Raw genomic sequence first — 20,569 nt, 5'->3', positions numbered from 1 at the left:
GGATGGGTGCTTGCACCCATCGCACAGCAACAAACAAAAGGCCGCTCCAGCAAGGGGCGGCCTTTTTAATTGGGTTGACCCCCATCATTCCGGGGCAGATCACGCAGCGCATCGGCCCGCGCTGTCGTGGCGTTCATGAACCGGCACATATCATCGCGCAGCCTTTCCAGGCTGTCGGTCGCTGGTTTGCGCGGGATGCCCCCCTGAAACCGGGCAAAGACAATCGCGCCCCGCCCAAAGGGATAGGGCAGCAGCATCCGGTCCCAACTGTTCAGCCGCCGCCCACGCGTTGTGGCAAAGGCATAACAAAAAACTGGCGCGCCCATGACCCGGGCCCACTCCAACGGCGCATTCTTGACCTGCAAGGGCGGCCCCAGCGGCCCATCGCCGGTCATCCCGATGCTGATCCCGTCGCGCACCCGTTTCAGAACCGTGCGCGATGCAGCCCGATTGCTGGCATTGCGTGACATCTCCATCGGGTGCAGGCCGACGCGCCGTTGCAACGCCCCCGACACCCGCCCGATCGGCGAGGCGTCAAAAAGGCTGGACAGCGGGCCATCGGCGACAGGCCAGTGCAGCGCGCCCATGATCGACCGTTCATGCCACATCACCAGCAGGACCGGCCCATCGTGCAGGGCGGCACGCAGGTCTTCCAGCCCTTCGGTTTGCCAGCGGGTCGTGCGCTGACAGAATGCCAGATAGCTGCCCGCAACGGCGGCGAGCATGCGGGCAAGGGTCTGTGATGTTTCGATCCGTCGGCGCAGGGACAAAGGGTGGCCTTTTTGCAGGGCGTTAGCCCCCTGTTTCGACATTTATCGCCCTGATGACAAGACTGCCTTGCCTTAGCTCTTGATCCTTGGGTGAATTCGGACTAATCCGACAGCCGGCCTTAGGGGTATAGCTCAGTTGGTAGAGCGACGGTCTCCAAAACCGTAGGTCGCGGGTTCAAGCCCTGCTGCCCCTGCCAAGGCCGATTGAGTTCGGAATACGATCAAATTTTCCCATTGAAGTTTGTGCGCACCCTGCACACCGGTGTAGATGAATCGCATTTTTAGCCATGTTTGCAGGCCAGTGCCTCGGGCGATTCGCACTTGCGGAATTGTGTTTGAAATAATCAGCGTTTATTTGAGCGGTCAATGCCCGCGCGGTTCTGACGGAAACCCGATACGGTGCAACCGCGCACCTGCTCTTGAATTAGGGCCGCAGACCCCGTAAGAGCGCGGGTATCGTGAAAAAGGACTGTTAGCCCCATGGCCATCGCCAACCCCGTAAAGTTCATCCAGGAGGTCCGTGCCGAGATTTCCAAAGTCGTCTGGCCGACCCGGCGCGAGGTCATGTTGACCACGATCATGGTGTTCATCATGGCGGCGCTGACCGCGATCTTCTTTTCGTTGGTGGATCTTTTGATCAGAACCGGATTGACTGGCGTGCTGGGTTATTTCGGCGGCTAAGATCGGGTGAAAAACCCCGTGACCACTTGAAAACGTCAGGTGGTGGCGGTAAGAGCGCGGAACTTCTGAAAATAGGCGTGCTGCGAATCGAGTTGCACGCCGATTTTATTTTTGGGACTGGCGGCGAAAACGTCAGGATTGATTGGAACTTTCGGCCCATTTCGCGGGTCGGCGACGACAAGGTGCCCGGGAAAATGGCAAAACGTTGGTATTCGGTAAGCGTGCTTTCGAATTTCGAAAAGAAAATCGCCGAAGCGATCCGCGCCAAAGCGGAAGAAAAAGGCTTGTCGGATCAAATCGACGAGGTGCTGGTTCCTACCGAAGAAGTCATTGAAGTGCGTCGCAACAAGAAAGTGACGACTGAACGCCGTTTCATGCCTGGCTATGTGCTGGTGCATATGGAAATGTCCGACGAAGGCTATCACCTGATCAACTCGATCAACCGCGTTACCGGGTTTCTTGGGCCGCAGGGCCGCCCGATGCCGATGCGTGACGCCGAGGTGCAGGTGATCCTAGGCCGCGTGCAAGAGGGCGAAGAAAGCCCACGCACGCTGATCCATTTTGAAATTGGCGAAAAGGTCAAGGTCAACGACGGCCCGTTTGAAGATTTTGACGGCATGGTCGAAGAGGTTGACGAAGAAAACCAGCGCCTGAAGGTGTCGGTTTCGATTTTTGGCCGGGCAACCCCGGTCGAGTTGGAATTCACGCAGGTTTCCAAACAATAAATTTGCGTGTTCAGACGTGGGAGCGGTAACGCGAACCACGGCATCACCGCCCATTGCGGGCATATGTAGGGCGGGTTTCAATCCGCCGCTGAAAAGGAGAGGCCAATGGCCAAGAAAATTATGGGAACGCTGAAACTGCAGGTTCCTGCAGGCAAGGCAAACCCGTCCCCACCAGTTGGTCCTGCGCTGGGTCAGCGCGGCATCAACATCATGGAATTCTGTAAAGCGTTCAACGCAAAGACCGCCGAAATGGAAGTAGGCGCACCTTGCCCAACCGTGATTACCTATTATCAGGACAAATCTTTCTCGATCGAAATCAAGACGCCACCTGCGTCTTATTACATCAAGAAAGCCGCGAAATTGCAGTCCGGGTCCAAGACCCCCGGCAAGGCAACAGCCGGTTCGATCACGGGTAAACAGGTCCGCGAAATCGCCGAAGCCAAGATGAAAGACCTCAACGCGACGTCGATCGAAGGCGCAATGCTGATCATCGCGGGCTCTGCCCGTTCGATGGGTGTGGAGGTCAAGTAATGGCAAAATTTGGTAAACGCACAATGGCAGCCCGTGCTGCCTTTGCAGGCAAGCAGAACGTATCTGTGTCTGATGCCGTCGCCTTGGTCAAAGGTAACGCCACGGCGAAATTTGATGAAACCATCGAAATCGCGATGCAGCTGGGTGTTGACCCGCGGCATGCAGATCAAATGGTGCGCGGCACAGTGACCTTGCCGAATGGCACAGGTAAAACCGTCCGCGTGGCTGTATTTGCCCGTGGCGACAAGGCGGATGAAGCGAAAGCAGCTGGGGCCGACATCGTTGGTGCCGAGGACCTGATGGAAACCATTCAGGGCGGCACAATTGATTTCGACCGTTGCATCGCGACACCCGATATGATGGCTATTGTCGGTCGTCTGGGCAAAGTGCTTGGCCCGCGTAACCTGATGCCAAACCCGCGCGTTGGCACGGTGACCATGGACGTCAAAGAAGCTGTCGAAGCTGCCAAGGGTGGCCAGGTGCAGTTCAAGGCCGAAAAAGCCGGTGTTGTGCATGCTGGGATTGGTAAGGCATCTTTCAGTGCCAAGCAGCTGGAAGAAAATATGCTGGCATTCGTTGACGCGGTTGGCAAAGCCAAACCATCGGGCGCCAAAGGCACCTACATGAAAAAGATCAACGTCAGCTCGACAATGGGCCCCGGCGTCTCTGTTGACGTGGCATCTGCTACGGGCAACGCATGAGATAAAATCGCCCTTCAGGCGGTGCGCGGCAGGTCCATTGGACCTGCCGTTTTTGTATGTGCAGCCGGGGTGATCATCATGTTGTGTGCTGTCAGGAATGCGGCGAAATCTGTCTCATTCAACGGATGTGACACGGCAAATCCCTGTATTGCATCGCAACCCAATTCACAGATTGCAGAGATATCTTTGGGCGTTTCCACACCTTCTGCGATGCAGCTGATATTCAGGGCACGCGACATATCCAAGATGGCTGTCATAACCCCGCGTGTGTCCGGGTCATCCACGGCGGCCTGAACGACGCTGCGGGCAATTTTGAGCCGTTCCGGCCGAATTTTCATCAACCCGGTAATAGACGCACGCCCGCTGCCAAAGTCGTCAATCTCGATCCGCACGCCCATTTGACGCAGCCTTTGTAGGGTCGTTTTGTATTCTTGTTCATCGGGTATGTCGTCAAAGTTCAGCGATTCCAGCAATTCAATCGCAAGGCGACAACGACGTTCGGTCCACAGGCGTTCAACGTCGTCGGCGAAGTCGGGATCAAGCAAGCGGGCCTGGCTGACGTTGATTGAAATCGACGGTAAAATGATGCCCATGTCGGCAAGACTTTTCACTGTGACCATGGCGCGTTCCAGCATCAATTTGTCGATCTGGCCGACTAGGCCAAGTTCGGCGGCGCCATTCAGGAATGTTGTGGGCAGCAAAAGCCCGTGTTTGGGGTGCTGCCAGCGCACCAGCGTTTCAGCCCCGGTCACATCGCCTGACCGGGCGTCCACCTGCGGCTGAAAATATGCGATGAATTCGCCGCGCTTCAGTCCGTCGGGGACGTCAGCCGCTAAGCGGCGAAAGGCCTCCAGCTTGTGTTTCTGCGATGGTGTGACCTGCCGCAATGTGTTGCGCCCACTGCGTTTTGCTTCGTAAAGCGCATGGTCGGCATATCTGATCAGACAGGCGTGGTTAGAAGGGCCAGGCTTTGACAGGGCAAGCCCCACGCTGGCGCCGACATTCAGCTGCAAACCTTCAAAACAGATTGGCAGGGTCATTTTTTCGACAATACTGTCGCCCAGCCACGCTGCCTGATCTGCTGTCATTTCGTGAGACAGGATGATCGTGAATTCATCACCGCCTATGCGATAAACGGTACCGGAGGTCCCGACAGTATCGCACAATCTCCGCGCCGTTTGTACCAACACAAAATCCCCAGCGGGGTGCCCCCAAGTATCATTGATCCATTTGAACCGGTCGAGATCGACAATGAGCAACGCAGTGGTGCGGGATTTGACGGCAGTGGCGGTTGTGATGTCCCGCTCAAACGCCCGGCGATTGGGTAGGTTGGTCAACATATCTTCAAACGCAGCCTTTTCGATCGCTTGGTGCATGGCGTCCAGTTCGCGGTTGCGTTGTTCGAGGGCTTCGTTCAACGCTTCAAGCCGCTGGATCGCTTCTTTTTCGCTGGTAATGTCTTGGCCTGTGCCGCGATAGCAGATCAGTTTTCCATTTTTATCAAGCACCGGTTGGCCAGCCACGCGAATCCAAAGCGGCCGTGTGCTGTTGGCGCGCGGGATCGTATATTCGAAGTTTCGAAATGCGCGCAGATTCTTAAGGTCGTCGAAATGTTGCGCCCATGTGGCTGCGTCGGCGCTGATGCCCTTGATCATGTCCCGGCGCATCCCGATCAATGCCGCCGAATTGACGCCTGTCACTTCCTCCATCCGGCTGGAAAAATAGGTAAACCGATGTGTCGCGTCGGTTTCCCAAAACCAATCTGACGCTGTCCCCGCAAAGTCTTCAAGGTTATGAATTTGATGATCAGAATCTTTTTTCATGGTCCCGAAACTGGCTTGAGACATTGAATATTTGTTTAACGGTCTTGCGCCAAAAGGGCGGATTTCGCGGATTCGTTTACAATGAGGCCTTGGCTTTTGCCGGGATAAACAGTAGGCCATCGCGAGGGCCCGAAAGATTGATTCGTTCGGGCCTTTATTCGTCCGAGACGGTGGGTTGGTATTTTGCCTTTAATTCCTGCCTGAGGCGGGAAAAACCGGAATTTTCGAGGCTTATCTCGATCATGCCTGGCTGCCCCGTTTGCATGGACTGTAGACTGTCGGGCGCCTTTTGCGTGTGACAAAATTGAGCCGGGGGAAACCCCAAACTTGGAGTAAAACTGTGGATAGAGCACAAAAAGAACAGTTGGTCGATGATCTCGGCCAGATCTTTGAAAGCTCTGGCGTCGTTGTGGTTGCCCACTACGAAGGCATGACAGTTGCCGAAATGCAGGATCTTCGTGCAGAAATGCGTGATGCAGGTGGATCCGTGCGCGTTGCCAAGAACAAGCTCGCCAGAATCGCCCTTGAAGGTAAGCCATGCGCAAGCATCGCGAATTACCTGATGGGCATGACCGTAATTGCCTATTCTGAAGACCCTGTCGCTGCGGCGAAAGTGGTCGATTCTTACGCCAAAAAGAACGACAAACTGGTCGTTCTGGGTGGCGCAATGGGTGATACGGCGCTGGATCCAGCTGGTGTGAAAGCCGTTGCCGGGATGCCAAGCCGCGAGGAGCTTATCGCTTCTATCGTGGGTTGCATCGGGGCGCCTGCCGCAAACATCGCCGGGGCCATTGGCGCGCCTGCTTCGAACATCGCGAGCATTCTTTCGACCATCGAAGAGAAAGCTGCATAAAGCATCTGAACTGTCTTGGGGCGTGATGCCCTGACGTTGGAACACACTTAACGGAAACGGAAAGCATAAAATGGCTGATCTGAAAAAACTGGCTGAAGAGATTGTTGGTCTGACCCTTCTCGAAGCACAAGAACTGAAAACCATTCTCAAGGACGAGTATGGCATCGAGCCCGCCGCTGGCGGCGCTGTGATGATGGCTGGCCCTGCTGCGGCAGCCGAAGCCGAAGAAGAAAAGACCGAGTTTGATGTTGTGTTGAAAAACGCTGGCGCACAGAAAATCAATGTCATCAAAGAAGTCCGCGCTATTACCGGTCTTGGCCTGAAAGAAGCCAAGGATCTGGTCGAAGCAGGCGGCAAGGTCAAAGAAGGCGCATCCAAAGCCGAAGCCGAAGACATCAAAGCCAAGCTGGAAGCAGCTGGCGCAGAGGTCGAGCTGGCCTAAGGCGGGGTCAACCCCGCCCTGCAGCGTGTTCTAATCGTTGTGGGAAATTAATAAGGGCTGGATGCGCAATATGCGGGTCCAGCCAAACCTGTCTTAGAGGTCGGCCAATTGCTGACCCTCCTCTTGGGTAGGTTGATGATGTCGGGAGGGTGCCGGTGGGACGGCAGCCACGAATAGACATCAAGCCCCCGGTCAAATGGAAGATGTGTCGCGGCCCAGGCGATGTGTCATTCGAGAGACAAACAAAAGGTGATATCGCACATGGCTTCCTCCTTTCTTGGTCAGAAACGCCTGCGCAAGTATTACGGCAAAATCCGTGAAGTGCTTGAAATGCCGAACCTCATCGAGGTTCAGAAATCTTCTTACGATCTGTTCCTACGCTCTGGTGACAGTCATACACCGCTTGACGGCGAAGGCATCAAGGGTGTGTTCCAGTCGGTTTTCCCGATCAAGGACTTCAATGAGACTGCCGTGCTTGAATTCGTCAAGTATGAGCTGGAAAAGCCGAAATACGACGTCGAGGAATGTCAGCAACGCGACATGACCTATAGTGCGCCGCTCAAGGTGACGCTGCGTCTGATCGTGTTCGATGTGGACGAAGACACCGGTGCGAAGTCCGTTAAGGACATCAAGGAACAAGACGTGTTCATGGGCGATATGCCCCTGATGACCCCGAACGGCACATTTGTCGTGAACGGCACAGAACGTGTGATTGTGTCCCAGATGCACCGTTCGCCCGGCGTGTTCTTTGACCATGATAAGGGGAAGACCCACTCTTCGGGGAAGCTTTTGTTCACTTGCCGGATCATCCCTTATCGTGGCAGCTGGCTTGATTTTGAATTTGACGCAAAAGATCTTGTTTTCGCGCGCATCGACAGGCGGCGCAAGCTGCCGGTGACGACCCTGCTTTATGCGCTGGGCTTGGATCAAGAAGGCATTATGAATGCCTATTACGACACGGTTGATTATTCGTTGGACCTGAAAGCCAAGGCATGGGTGACAAAGTTTTTCCCGCTGCGTGTCCGTGGAACCCGGCCTGCATTTGATCTGGTCGATGCCAAGACGGGCGAAATCATCGTAAAAGCCGGCGAGAAAGTCACGCCGCGCCTGGTCAAGAAATTGATCGACGAGGGTGACGTTACCGACTTGTTGTTGCCCTATGAAAACATCGTAGGCAAATTTGTAGCGCGTGACATCATCAACGAAGAAACCGGCGCGATCTATGTCGAGGCCGGCGATGAGCTGACGCTGGAGATGGACAAGAGCGGCGATGTTATCGGCGGCACCCTGAAAGAGCTGGTCGATGCGGGTATCACGACGATCCCCGTGCTGGACATCGATAACATCAACGTGGGGGCCTATATCCGTAATACGATGTCATCGGACAAGAACATGAACCGCGAAACCGCGCTCATGGATATTTACCGTGTGATGCGCCCGGGCGAACCGCCGACCGTGGATTCCGCAAGCGCATTGTTTGATACGCTGTTTTTTGACAGTGAACGCTATGATCTGTCCGCGGTGGGTCGGGTCAAGATGAACATGCGTCTTGATCTGGATGTCGACGACACGATGCGCACCCTGCGCCGCGAAGATATCGTCGCCTGTATCAAGGCGCTGACCGAACTGCGCGACGGCAAGGGCGACATTGATGACATCGACCACCTTGGCAACCGTCGCGTGCGGTCGGTCGGTGAATTGATGGAAAACCAGTATCGCGTCGGCCTGCTGCGCATGGAACGTGCGATCAAGGAACGCATGTCATCTGTCGAAATCGATACGGTGATGCCGCAAGACCTGATCAACGCCAAACCTGCTGCCGCTGCTGTGCGCGAATTCTTCGGCTCCAGCCAGCTGTCGCAGTTCATGGACCAAACCAACCCGCTGTCTGAAGTGACGCACAAGCGTCGCTTGTCGGCCCTTGGGCCCGGCGGTCTGACCCGCGAACGTGCCGGTTTCGAAGTGCGCGACGTGCACCCGACCCACTATGGCCGGATGTGCCCGATCGAAACGCCCGAAGGTCCGAACATCGGTCTGATCAACTCGCTGGCCACTTTCGCCCGCGTGAACAAATACGGCTTTATCGAAACGCCATACCGCAAGGTGGTGGACGGCAAGGTGACGGATGAAGTGCAATACATGTCCGCCACCGAAGAAATGCGCCACACGGTGGCGCAGGCCAATGCGAACATGAACGAAGACGGATCGTTCAAGAACGATCTGGTATCGACCCGCGTGAACGGTGACTACACATTGGCCCCTCGTGAAAACGTGGACCTGATCGACGTGTCGCCCAAGCAGCTGGTATCGGTTGCCGCATCGCTGATCCCTTTCCTTGAAAACGATGACGCCAACCGCGCCTTGATGGGGTCGAACATGATGCGTCAGGCCCTGCCGCTGTTAACAGCGGAGGCACCGCTTGTCGGGACCGGCATCGAAGAGGTCGTGGCCCGCGATTCCGGTGCGGCCGTGATGGCGCGCCGCGCGGGGATCATCGACCAGGTTGATGCGCAGCGTATCGTGATCCGGGCGACCGAAGATCTGGATATCGGTGACCCCGGCGTTGATATCTACCGGATGCGCAAGTTCCAGCGTTCGAACCAGAACAGCTGTATCAACCAACGCCCGCTGGTGAAAGTTGGTGACACGGTTCAGAAAGGCGAGGTTATCGCCGACGGTCCGTCAACGGATATGGGTGAGCTTGCACTTGGTAAAAACGTCATCGTCGCCTTCATGCCATGGAACGGCTACAACTACGAAGATTCGATCCTGATTTCCGAACGTATTGTGCGGGATGACGTGTTTACGTCGATCCACATCGAGGAATTTGAAGTTGCCGCCCGCGACACGAAGCTCGGGCCAGAGGAAATCACCCGCGACATCCCCAACGTCGGCGAGGAAGCCCTGCGCAACCTTGACGAGGCAGGGATCGTTTATATCGGTGCCGAAGTCGGGCCTGCGGATATTCTGGTTGGCAAGATTACCCCAAAAGGCGAAAGCCCGATGACGCCGGAAGAAAAGCTGCTGCGCGCCATCTTTGGTGAAAAAGCATCCGACGTGCGTGACACATCCTTGCGCCTGCCGCCCGGTGACTTTGGCACCGTGGTCGAAGTGCGTGTGTTCAACCGCCACGGCGTGGAAAAAGACGAACGCGCGCTTCAGATCGAGCGTGAAGAAGTCGAACGCCTGTCGCGTGACCGTGATGACGAACTCTTGATCCTTGATCGCAACATCTATGCGCGTTTATGGGACATCATTTCCGGCAAGACGGCTGCCAAGGGGCCAAAGGGCTTCAAGGCAGGTTCGGTCGTGTCAGACGAAACCGTTGCGGGGCTCAGCCGCGGCCAGTGGTGGCAGCTGGCGATGGAAGACGAGGATGACGCGAAAATCGTCGAGGCGTTGAACGAACAATACGAAATCCAGAAACGTGCGATGAATGCCCGTTTCGAGGATAAAGTTGAAAAAGTTCGCCGCGGTGATGATTTGCCCCCTGGCGTGATGAAAATGGTCAAGGTTTTCGTGGCGGTAAAGCGCAAGCTGCAGCCAGGTGACAAGATGGCCGGTCGCCATGGGAACAAGGGTGTGGTTTCCAAAGTTGTGCCAATGGAAGACATGCCGTTCCTCGCTGATGGCACGCCGGTTGATATCTGTCTGAACCCATTGGGGGTACCCAGCCGGATGAACGTAGGTCAGATCCTTGAAACACACATGGGTTGGGCTGCGCGGGGTATGGGGATCCAGATCGACGAAGCACTGAGTGAATACCGCCGGTCCGGCGATCTGACACCTGTGCGTGACGCGATGAGGATCGGCTATGGCGATGATGTCTATGAAGAAGGCATCGCCGGTATGGACGAACCACAGCTGGTCGAGGCGGCGGGTAACGTGACCCGCGGTGTGCCAATTGCAACGCCCGTTTTCGACGGTGCAAAAGAGACTGACGTAAACGACGCGCTGCGGCGTGCCGGTTTTGACACTTCTGGTCAGTCGGTGCTTTATGATGGGCGGACGGGCGAACAGTTCAGCCGCAAGGTGACGGTCGGTATGAAATACCTGCTGAAACTGCACCACCTTGTCGATGACAAGATCCACGCACGTTCTACCGGGCCTTACAGCCTTGTCACGCAGCAGCCGCTGGGTGGTAAAGCACAGTTTGGTGGTCAGCGTTTCGGAGAAATGGAAGTCTGGGCACTGGAAGCCTACGGCGCTGCTTACACCTTGCAGGAAATTCTGACTGTAAAGTCGGATGACGTGGCAGGGCGGACGAAAGTCTATGAAAGCATCGTCAAGGGCGAGGATAACTTCGAAGCCGGCGTACCGGAATCCTTCAACGTGCTTGTGAAAGAAGTCCGGGGTCTCGGCCTCAACATGGAACTCCTGGATGCGGAGGACGAGGAATAAGAATTTTCGCGAAAATTCTTGGGGGATCAATTTTTCAAAATTGATCCCCTGCCTCCCACTCTGCACCCCAATTCAAGGAATTGAAGATGAACCAGGAACTGACAAACAACCCGTTTAGCCCGGTCGCCCCGGCAAAGACGTTTGACGAAATCAAGGTGTCACTGGCATCGCCCGAACGGATCCTGTCGTGGTCGTTTGGCGAGATCAAAAAGCCCGAGACTATCAATTACCGCACGTTCAAACCGGAACGTGACGGCTTGTTCTGTGCGCGTATCTTTGGCCCAATCAAGGATTATGAATGCCTGTGCGGCAAATACAAGCGCATGAAATACCGCGGCGTGGTCTGCGAAAAATGCGGGGTAGAGGTCACCCTGCAAAAGGTGCGCCGCGAACGCATGGGTCATATCGAACTGGCGGCGCCAGTGGCTCACATCTGGTTTCTGAAATCGCTGCCATCCCGCATCGGTCTGATGCTGGACATGACGCTGCGCGATCTGGAACGGATCTTGTATTTTGAAAACTACGTGGTGATCGAACCGGGCCTGACCGACCTTACCTATGGCCAGTTGATGACCGAGGAAGAGTTCAACGACGCGCAGGACCTCTATGGCATGGACGCGTTTCAGGCCAATATCGGGGCCGAAGCGATCCGTGAAATGCTTGCCCAGATTGATCTGGAATCCGAGGCAGAACAACTGCGCGCCGACCTGAAAGAAGCGACAGGCGAGCTGAAGCCCAAAAAGATCATCAAGCGTCTGAAGATCGTGGAAAGCTTTCTCGAATCCGGCAACCGCCCAGAGTGGATGGTTCTGACCGTGATCCCGGTGATCCCGCCGGAACTGCGGCCGCTGGTGCCGCTGGATGGTGGCCGTTTTGCGACCTCTGATCTGAACGATTTGTATCGCCGCGTGATCAACCGGAACAACCGCTTGAAACGCCTGATCGAACTGCGCGCGCCTGACATTATCGTGCGCAACGAAAAGCGGATGCTGCAGGAATCTGTCGATGCGCTGTTCGACAACGGCCGCCGTGGCCGCGTGATCACCGGGGCCAACAAGCGCCCGCTGAAATCGCTGTCTGACATGCTGAAGGGCAAGCAGGGTCGTTTTCGCCAGAACCTTTTGGGCAAGCGGGTGGACTTTTCCGGCCGTTCGGTCATCGTGACCGGGCCGGAACTGAAGCTGCACCAGTGCGGCTTGCCCAAGAAAATGGCGCTCGAACTGTTCAAGCCGTTTATCTATTCGCGACTGGAGGCCAAGGGCCTGTCCAGCACGGTGAAACAGGCGAAAAAGCTTGTGGAAAAGGAACGCCCCGAGGTTTGGGATATTCTGGATGAGGTGATCCGCGAACACCCCGTCATGCTGAACCGCGCGCCAACGTTGCACCGTTTGGGCATTCAGGCGTTTGAACCCGTGCTGATCGAAGGCAAGGCCATTCAGCTACACCCGCTGGTTTGCACCGCGTTCAACGCCGACTTTGACGGTGACCAGATGGCCGTTCACGTGCCGCTGAGCCTTGAAGCACAGTTGGAAGCCCGTGTGCTGATGATGTCCACCAACAACGTGTTGTCACCTGCCAACGGTGCGCCCATCATCGTGCCATCGCAGGATATGATCCTTGGGCTTTACTACACGACCATCATGCGTGACGGCATGAAGGGTGAAGGCATGTCGTTCAGCGACATTGACGAGGTCGAACATGCGCTGGCCTCTGGCGAGGTCCATTTGCACGCCAAGATCACGGCGCGCATGATGCAGGTTGACGGCGAAGGTAACGAGGTGCTGACGCGCTTTGAAACCACGCCGGGCCGCTTGCGGCTGGGTGGTTTGCTTCCACTGAATGCCAAGGCACCGTTTTCATTGGTAAACCGCTTGCTGCGCAAGAAAGAGGTGCAGCAGATTATCGACACTGTTTATCGCTACTGCGGTCAGAAGGAATCGATCATTTTCTGCGACCAGATCATGACGATGGGTTTCCGCGAGGCATTCAAGGCGGGCATTTCCTTTGGTAAGGACGACATGGTCGTGCCCGACAACAAGTGGGAACTGGTCGATGAAACCCGTGATCAGGTCAAGGATTTTGAACAGCAGTATATGGATGGCCTGATCACCCAAGGTGAAAAATACAACAAGGTCGTAGATGCCTGGTCAAAAGCCAACGACAAGATCACCGATGCGATGATGACCACGATTTCGACCACGCCAAAAGGTGCGGACGGGTCTGAAGGTGAACCGAACTCGGTTTACATGATGGCGCACTCTGGTGCGCGTGGTTCGGTCACGCAGATGAAACAGCTGGGCGGGATGCGCGGCCTGATGGCCAAGCCCAACGGTGACATCATCGAGACGCCGATCATCTCGAACTTCAAGGAAGGTCTGACCGTTCTTGAATACTTCAACTCGACCCACGGCGCCCGTAAGGGGCTTTCGGATACGGCGTTGAAGACGGCAAACTCTGGCTATCTGACGCGGCGTCTTGTTGACGTGGCACAGGACTGCATCGTGCGCGAAGTAGACTGCGGAACCGATCGTGCGATCACTGCAGAGGCGGCGATCAATGATGGTGAAGTCGTCGTGTCGCTGGCCGAACGTGTTCTGGGGCGTGTTTCTGCTGATGACGTGTTCAAGCCGGGCACGGACGAAGTGATTGTCGAAGCCGGTGAACTGATCGACGAACGCAAGGCTGACATGATCGACGCGGCGGCCATTGGCAAGATGCGCATCCGCAGCCCGCTGACCTGTGAAGCCGAAGATGGTGTTTGTGCAATGTGCTATGGCCGTGATCTGGCGCGCGGCACACGGGTCAACATCGGCGAGGCTGTGGGCATTATCGCCGCACAGTCCATCGGTGAACCCGGCACGCAGTTGACAATGCGGACGTTCCACATTGGCGGCGTGGCCCAAGGTGGCCAGCAGTCGTTCCTTGAGGCATCGCAGCCTGGTAAAATTGTGTTCCGCAATGCGCAATTGCTGGAAAATCAGGCTGGTGAAAATGTCGTCATGGGGCGGAACATGGTTCTGTCCATCGTTGGTGACGAAGGTGAGGAACGGGCGACCCACAAGGTTGGCTATGGTTCAAAGGTGTTTGTCAAAGAAGGTGATACCATCCACCGTGGCGACAAGCTGTTCGAATGGGATCCTTACACCCTGCCGATCATCGCTGAAAAGTCCGGGACAGCAAAATACGTTGATCTGGTCAACGGGATTGCTGTGCGTGAAGACACTGACGATGCAACGGGTATGACCCAGCGCATTGTGTCTGACTGGCGTGCCGCCCCCAAGGGTAACGAACTGGCTCCCAAGATCATCATCGTTGGGCCTGATGGCGAAGCTGCGCTGAAGGATGACGGCAACCCCGTTTCCTATGCCATGTCCGTTGATGCGGTTCTGTCGGTCGAAGACGGGCAAGAGGTAAAAGCCGGTGACGTGGTTGCGCGTATTCCGCGTGAAGGTGCGAAAACCAAGGACATCACAGGTGGTCTGCCACGTGTGGCTGAATTGTTCGAAGCCCGCCGCCCCAAGGATCATGCGATCATCGCTGAAATCGATGGCTACGTGCGCTTTGGTAAGGATTATAAGAACAAGCGCCGCATCGCGATCGAAAGCGCCGATGACGCGGACATCCGCGTTGAATACATGGTGCCCAAGGGCAAGCACATTCCTGTTGTGGAAGGCGATTTTGTTCAGAAGGGTGATTACATCATGGATGGCAACCCGGCCCCGCACGATATTCTTGCGGTTATGGGGGTCGAGGCACTGGCCGATTACATGATCGACGAAGTGCAGGATGTGTACCGCCTGCAGGGCGTGAAGATCAACGACAAGCACATCGAAGTCATCGTACGTCAGATGCTCCAGAAATGGGAAATTCAGGACAGCGGTGATACGGTTCTGCTGAAGGGCGAAACTGTCGACAAGGCTGAATTCGACGAAGCCAATGCCAAGGTTATCGCACGCGGTGATCGTCCTGCTACGGGCGAACCGATTCTGCTGGGGATCACCAAGGCATCGTTGCAGACACGGTCGTTCATCTCTGCCGCGTCGTTCCAGGAAACGACGCGTGTGCTGACCGAGGCATCGGTGCAAGGCAAGCGCGATAAACTGATCGGTCTGAAAGAGAACGTGATCGTCGGTCGTCTGATCCCGGCAGGGACAGGTGGTGCAACCCAGCAAATGCGCCGTATTGCTGCTGCGCGTGACAACGTTGTCATCGAAGCGCGCCGGGAAGAGGCTGAACAGGCCGCAGCACTTGCTGCACCGACGAACCTGTCATCCAGCGATGCGGATGACGTGATGACAGACCCATTCGGCGACGCATAAGCGATCTTGTTCAGGATTGTAGCAAAGGCCCCCGTTCCGCGGGGGCCTTTTTGTTTGTCGTATGGTGTGGCGTTGGCGCGCATCAATGAAATTTTGCGAACTTGTGGTTTGATCTGGGGGCAAGCCAACCGGTGCAAGAAAAGCGAAAGGCGGTCGCGATGTGATGAAAAAAGTATTGCGCGCGCGGCAGCGCGATTTGTCGAGGCACGCAAAGCCAGCAAGACTGGTGAAAAGATGTTGATGTGGCCCGACGCGTGACCACTGGCGCCCTGCATCATCCGCTGATACGCCAACCACATGGCTTTTTTATCCGACAATATCCGCGGCGCACTTTTGATGATGGGGGCCATGTGCGCCTATACGGTCAACGACGCCTTCATGAAGCTGGTGCTGGCGGATGTTCCTTTGTTTCAGGCGATATTGTTCCGTGGGATCGGCGCGGTGGTTTGCCTGACGATTATGTGCAAACTGCTGGGCCAGTTGCGGTTCAATCTTTCGCGACGCGACTGGATACTGCTTATCGTGCGCACATTGGGCGAGGTCGGCGGCACCTTCTTTTTCCTGACGGCGCTGTTTCACATGCCGATCGCGAACGTCAGCGCGATTTTGCAGGCTTTGCCCTTGGCGGTCAGCCTTGCCGCGGCGGTGTTTCTTGGCGAGGCGTTGGGATGGAAACGTCTGATCGCGATCTGCGTTGGTTTTGCCGGTGTGTTGTTGATTATCCAGCCGGGTGGCGCCGATTTCAGCCTTTACAGTTTTTATGCGCTGGCCGCCGTGGCCTGCGTGACCCTGCGCGATGTGGTGGTGCGGCGGATGTCAACGGCGGTGCCATCTGTCTTTGTGGCGCTGGTTGCCGCTGTGGGGGTGACGGCGCTGGGCGGGATCGGGTCCACTTTCATCGATCTCGCGCCAATCACGCTTGGTTCGGGGCTGCTCTTGGCGGGGGCAACCGCCTTTCTGATCTTTGGTTACATCTTTTCTGTGACGGCGATGCGCGCAGGCGAAATCGCTTTTGTCGCGCCGTTTCGATATACCAGCCTTTTGGTGGCGCTGATCCTTGGGGTGCTGGTATTCGGCGAATGGCCCAACCTGCTGACGCTGATCGGAACGGGCATTGTCGTGGCAACCGGGCTGTTCACGCTGTATCGCGAGGCGCAGTTGCAGATTCGTACAAGGCCAATCCCGGATCAGCGGCGTTAGCGTTCGGTGCCAAAGAAAACGCCCGTCACGCCAAGGTTCACATCGCCGGTCGTTGCCCCCGTGGCCGATCCATAGACCGCATCGCCATACCAGCGGTCGTTGACAACGGACCCGGACAGATCCAGCACCATGTCCGCGTCAAAGTCGCGCCCGCCACTGTTGACGCCGCTGATTTGACCAGCGGCCACACCGCCAAGCGTGCCCGCGCTTTCAAACCCCGCGATGGTCAATTTCCCGTCCAGGCGCTGTTCGGGCAGGCCTGCTGTATCCATCAGGTTCATGTTGCTGACTGTCCCACCCATAGCATTGGAATCGAATCTGACGACCATCGTCATGTCCGCCAGCATTTGCCCCTGCGCGTCACCGGTCACATTGGCCCCGATCTGGCCGTCATAGGTCACGCTGCCGGTTGGCAGGTCATAATATGACGTGGCGGGCAGGGCGCTGATCCGGGTTGCCTCGGCGAAGGCGACGTTCAGATCGGTTTGGCTGATACTGGGCGGGGTCGGGGCGGCACAGGCTCCCATCAGGACAAGGGTTGCAACGCCTGAAAACATTGATTTCATTTTGAAAACCTTCCATTTGCATGTCAGATGCCCCATACGTGGGCATATGGCCAAAGGCGCTGTGCTGCGGTTGTCATGCAATGACAGGGCGGCGCGGCCGGGATGTTTTCAGATAACAAGGCCTGCACGGTGCCGACCGGCCCAATGTGACGCGGCCACGCTGTTGACAGCCAAACAGCAACGCCCTATACGCCGCCTATCCGGGTGTCGGGGGCTTTCCTCGTATGTCCCGATGTCAGAGTTGTAGTGGTCAAGAACCGGACGCTTTTACTGTCTTGTTCCTCTGGATACCTACCGCACCGAACCTCCGGTAAGGGTTCGACTGCGGAATTTTTGTGCTTTTCGGATGCGAAGGGCATGTTCGTTAAACCCCGCGCCTTTTGGGCGCATACAAGTGAATAGATGGGAACATCAAACGATGCCAACGATTCAGCAGCTGATCCGCAAGCCGCGCCAGCCGAAAGTCACACGATCCAAGTCGATGCACTTGGAATCCTGCCCTCAGAAGCGTGGCGTCTGCACACGCGTCTATACAACGACACCGAAAAAGCCGAACTCGGCCATGCGGAAGGTTGCCAAAGTGCGCCTTACAAACGGTTTCGAAGTCATCTCTTACATCCCCGGTGAAAGCCACAACCTTCAGGAACACTCTGTGGTTCTGATCCGCGGCGGCCGTGTAAAAGACCTTCCCGGTGTGCGTTATCACATTCTGCGCGGTGTGCTTGATACCCAAGGTGTCAAAGACCGTAAGCAGCGTCGTTCGAAATACGGCGCAAAGCGTCCTAAGTAAGGAAGAGATCAGATGTCACGTCGTCACGCCGCTGAAAAACGCGAAGTTCTGCCAGACGCAAAGTTTGGCGATATTGTTCTGACCAAGTTCATGAACAACCTGATGGTTGACGGTAAGAAATCCGTCGCTGAAAGAATCGTCTATAACGCGTTTGACCGCGTTGAAGGCAAGTTGAAGAAATCCCCGGTAGAGGTGTTTCACGAAAGCCTGGACAACATCAAACCATCCGTCGAAGTGCGTTCGCGCCGCGTCGGTGGTGCGACATATCAGGTGCCCGTCGAAGTGCGCCCCGAGCGTCGCGAAGCGCTGGCCATCCGTTGGCTGATCGCTGCTGCGAAAAAGCGCAACGAAAACACTATGGAAGAGCGTCTTGCAGGCGAGCTGATCGACGCGGTCCAAGGCCGCGGCACAGCTGTCAAGAAACGTGAAGACACCCACAAGATGGCCGACGCGAACAAAGCGTTCAGCCATTACCGCTGGTAAACAGGAGCCAAAACAATGGCACGCGACTACCCCCTTCAACGATACCGTAACTTCGGCATCATGGCGCACATTGATGCGGGCAAGACGACTTGTTCTGAGCGAATCCTGTTTTACACAGGCAAATCACATGTTTTGGGCGAAACCCATGACGGCGCATCGACGATGGACTGGATGGAGCAGGAACAGGAACGTGGCATCACGATCACATCCGCTGCGACAACCACGTTCTGGCAGCGCCAGGAAGAGCCAACCCCCGAGGCCACATCCGACACCAAATATCGGATGAACATCATCGACACCCCCGGTCACGTTGACTTTACGATTGAAGTCGAACGTTCGCTGGCCGTTCTTGATGGAGCGGTGGCCGTTCTTGACGCCAACGCCGGTGTTGAGCCACAGACAGAAACGGTGTGGCGTCAGGCTGACCGGTATAAGGTGCCGCGCATCGTTTTCGTCAACAAGATGGACAAGATCGGCGCTGACTTTTTCAAATGCGTTGAGATGATCGCGGATCGCACCGGTGCCATTCCTGCGCCGATTCAGCTGCCTATTGGCGCTGAAACCGAACTGGAAGGCATCGTTGACCTGGTCACCATGGAAGAATGGGTCTGGGACGGTGAAGACCTGGGCGCGTCCTGGACGCGACAGCCGATCCGCGACAGTCTGAAAGCATCTGCCGACGAATGGCACGGCAAGCTGGTCGAACTGGCCGTCGAACAAGACGATGATGCGATGATGGCCTATCTTGATGGCGAAGAGCCCGATGTCGAAACCCTGCGCAAGCTGATCCGCAAGGGCACGCTGGCGATGGATTTCGTGCCAATGCTCGCCGGTTCGGCGTTCAAGAACAAAGGCGTGCAACCGCTGCTGAACGCCGTGATCGACTATCTGCCCAGCCCGCTGGATGTTGTTGATTACATGGGCTTCAAACCCGGTGACGAAACAGAAACACGCAACATCCCACGTCGTGCCGACGATGACATGGCCTTTTCCGGTCTCGCGTTCAAAATCATGAACGACCCCTTCGTCGGGTCGCTGACCTTTACACGTATCTATTCCGGCAAGTTGAAAAAGGGCGATTCCATGCTCAACTCAACTAAAGGCAAGAAAGAGCGTGTCGGTCGTATGATGATGATGCACTCGATCCAGCGTGAAGAGATTGACGAAGCCTGGGCCGGTGACATCATCGCGCTGGGTGGTCTGAAGGACACGACAACAGGGGATACCCTGTGTGATCCATCCGAACCTGTCGTGCTGGAAACCATGACCTTCCCGGAACCCGTGATCGAAATCGCGGTAGAGCCAAAGACGAAGGCTGACCAGGAAAAAATGGGTGTCGCACTGGCACGTCTTGCTGCCGAGGATCCATCCTTCCGTGTGGAAACTGACTTTGAATCTGGTCAGACCATCATGAAGGGCATGGGCGAACTTCACCTCGATATTCTGGTTGACCGCATGAAGCGTGAATTCAAGGTCGAGGCGAACATCGGTGCGCCGCAGGTGGCATATCGTGAAACCATCGGTCACCCCGTCGAACATACCTACACCCACAAGAAACAGTCTGGTGGGTCCGGTCAGTTCGGCGAGGTCAAGCTGAACATTCTGCCGACAGAACCCGGCGAAGGCTATTCGTTTGAATCGCTGATCGTTGGTGGGTCCGTGCCCAAGGAATATATTCCTGGCGTTGAAAAAGGCATCAAATCGGTGATGGACTCTGGCCCGCTTGCTGGCTTCCCCGTGATCGACTTCAAGGTGCAGCTGCTTGATGGCAAGTTCCACGATGTTGACTCCAGCGTTCTGGCCTTCGAAATCGCGGCCCGCATGTGTATGCGTGAAGGTATGCGCAAGGCTGGTGCGAAACTGCTGGAACCGATCATGAAGGTCGAAGTAGTGACACCGGAAGAATACACCGGCGGCATCATCGGTGACCTGACATCGCGTCGGGGCATGGTGCAGGGGCAGGACACGCGCGGCAACGCCAACGTGATCGACGCTTTTGTGCCGTTGGCGAACATGTTCGGCTACATCAACAACTTGCGGTCGATGTCTTCCGGGCGTGCGAACTTTACCATGCAGTTCGATCACTACGAACCGGTGCCGCAGAACATCAGCGACGAGATCCAGAAGAAATACGCATAACCGGGATGGCGGGGAAAACCCCGCCCTACCCACCACCCTGTAGGGCGGGGTTTTCCCCGCCGCCCAACATCAAGTTTAAGGAGCCACACCATGGCAAAGGCAAAGTTTGAACGCAACAAGCCGCACGTGAACATTGGCACGATTG

At 56.1% G+C, this 20,569-nt stretch carries 15 protein-coding genes and 1 tRNA gene; 13 read left to right on the top strand and 3 right to left on the bottom strand.

Annotation, left to right across the window (positions count from 1 at the left end):
• Window positions 1–65: 65 nt before the first annotated feature.
• Entirely contained in the window at window positions 66–812 is a 747-nt protein-coding gene (locus IBX59_RS12725) for a DUF374 domain-containing protein (protein WP_296376123.1), read from the bottom strand.
• Between the two features lie 79 nt (window positions 813–891).
• Between IBX59_RS12725 and IBX59_RS12720 the strand changes: the two genes are divergently transcribed.
• From IBX59_RS12720 to rplA, 5 genes are all read left to right on the top strand, one after another.
• Window positions 892–967 (top strand) — tRNA-Trp (locus IBX59_RS12720).
• A 283-nt stretch (window positions 968–1,250) separates the two neighbouring features.
• Window positions 1,251–1,451: a preprotein translocase subunit SecE gene (gene secE / locus IBX59_RS12715; protein ID WP_296376121.1), complete on the top strand. Its 201-nt coding sequence runs from the start codon at window positions 1,251–1,253 to the stop codon at window positions 1,449–1,451.
• A 194-nt stretch (window positions 1,452–1,645) separates the two neighbouring features.
• The gene (gene nusG / locus IBX59_RS12710) at window positions 1,646–2,176 is read left to right on the top strand and encodes a transcription termination/antitermination protein NusG (protein WP_296376119.1); all 531 of its coding nucleotides are present in this window, start codon (window positions 1,646–1,648) and stop codon (window positions 2,174–2,176) included.
• A gap of 105 nt (window positions 2,177–2,281) precedes the next feature.
• Window positions 2,282–2,707, top strand: a complete 426-nt coding sequence (gene rplK / locus IBX59_RS12705; RefSeq protein WP_296376117.1) for a 50S ribosomal protein L11 — start codon at window positions 2,282–2,284, stop codon at window positions 2,705–2,707.
• Complete coding sequence (gene rplA / locus IBX59_RS12700) at window positions 2,707–3,408, top strand: 50S ribosomal protein L1 (RefSeq protein WP_296376115.1); 702 nt, start codon at window positions 2,707–2,709, stop codon at window positions 3,406–3,408. The genes rplK and rplA overlap by 1 nt, the downstream gene beginning before the upstream one ends.
• A gap of 14 nt (window positions 3,409–3,422) precedes the next feature.
• Here rplA and IBX59_RS12695 read toward each other — a convergent pair whose 3' ends face one another.
• Window positions 3,423–5,231 carry an EAL domain-containing protein gene (locus IBX59_RS12695; RefSeq protein ID WP_296376111.1) on the bottom strand — a complete coding sequence of 603 codons (1,809 nt, stop codon included), beginning with the start codon at window positions 5,229–5,231 and terminating at the stop codon, window positions 3,423–3,425.
• A 340-nt stretch (window positions 5,232–5,571) separates the two neighbouring features.
• Between IBX59_RS12695 and rplJ the strand changes: the two genes are divergently transcribed.
• From rplJ to IBX59_RS12670, 5 genes are all read left to right on the top strand, one after another.
• Window positions 5,572–6,084 (top strand): 50S ribosomal protein L10, encoded by a 513-nt coding sequence (gene rplJ / locus IBX59_RS12690; RefSeq protein ID WP_296376125.1) that lies wholly within the window; start codon window positions 5,572–5,574, stop codon window positions 6,082–6,084.
• 70 nt (window positions 6,085–6,154) lie between these two features.
• Window positions 6,155–6,526 carry a 50S ribosomal protein L7/L12 gene (gene rplL / locus IBX59_RS12685; protein WP_296376110.1) on the top strand — a complete coding sequence of 124 codons (372 nt, stop codon included), beginning with the start codon at window positions 6,155–6,157 and terminating at the stop codon, window positions 6,524–6,526.
• Window positions 6,527–6,787: 261 nt separating this feature from the next.
• A complete protein-coding gene (gene rpoB, locus IBX59_RS12680) occupies window positions 6,788–10,927 on the top strand; it encodes a DNA-directed RNA polymerase subunit beta (protein ID WP_296376108.1) in 4,140 nt (1,379 codons plus the stop codon).
• An 86-nt stretch (window positions 10,928–11,013) separates the two neighbouring features.
• Entirely contained in the window at window positions 11,014–15,246 is a 4,233-nt protein-coding gene (gene rpoC / locus IBX59_RS12675) for a DNA-directed RNA polymerase subunit beta' (protein ID WP_296376106.1), read from the top strand.
• 297 nt (window positions 15,247–15,543) lie between these two features.
• Entirely contained in the window at window positions 15,544–16,446 is a 903-nt protein-coding gene (locus IBX59_RS12670) for a DMT family transporter (protein WP_296376104.1), read from the top strand.
• Here the strand turns inward: IBX59_RS12670 and IBX59_RS12665 are convergent.
• Entirely contained in the window at window positions 16,443–17,012 is a 570-nt protein-coding gene (locus IBX59_RS12665; RefSeq protein ID WP_296376101.1) for a hypothetical protein, read from the bottom strand. The genes IBX59_RS12670 and IBX59_RS12665 overlap by 4 nt on opposite strands.
• A 418-nt stretch (window positions 17,013–17,430) precedes the next feature.
• Between IBX59_RS12665 and rpsL the strand changes: the two genes are divergently transcribed.
• From rpsL to fusA, 3 genes are read left to right on the top strand one after another with little or no spacing between them, the layout of a single operon-like run.
• Window positions 17,431–17,802 carry a 30S ribosomal protein S12 gene (rpsL, locus tag IBX59_RS12660; RefSeq protein ID WP_093990610.1) on the top strand — a complete coding sequence of 124 codons (372 nt, stop codon included), beginning with the start codon at window positions 17,431–17,433 and terminating at the stop codon, window positions 17,800–17,802.
• A 12-nt stretch (window positions 17,803–17,814) separates the two neighbouring features.
• A complete protein-coding gene (rpsG, locus tag IBX59_RS12655) occupies window positions 17,815–18,285 on the top strand; it encodes a 30S ribosomal protein S7 (protein ID WP_296376097.1) in 471 nt (156 codons plus the stop codon).
• A 15-nt stretch (window positions 18,286–18,300) separates the two neighbouring features.
• A complete protein-coding gene (gene fusA / locus IBX59_RS12650) occupies window positions 18,301–20,424 on the top strand; it encodes an elongation factor G (RefSeq protein WP_296376095.1) in 2,124 nt (707 codons plus the stop codon).
• Window positions 20,425–20,569 lie beyond the last annotated feature (145 nt).

Origin of the sequence: Yoonia sp. (assembly GCF_014859355.1) — a bacterium.
Lineage (GTDB): Bacteria > Pseudomonadota > Alphaproteobacteria > Rhodobacterales > Rhodobacteraceae > Yoonia.
Note: the sequence above shows the minus strand (reverse complement) of the source record. Positions and strands in the feature narration are given on the sequence as shown.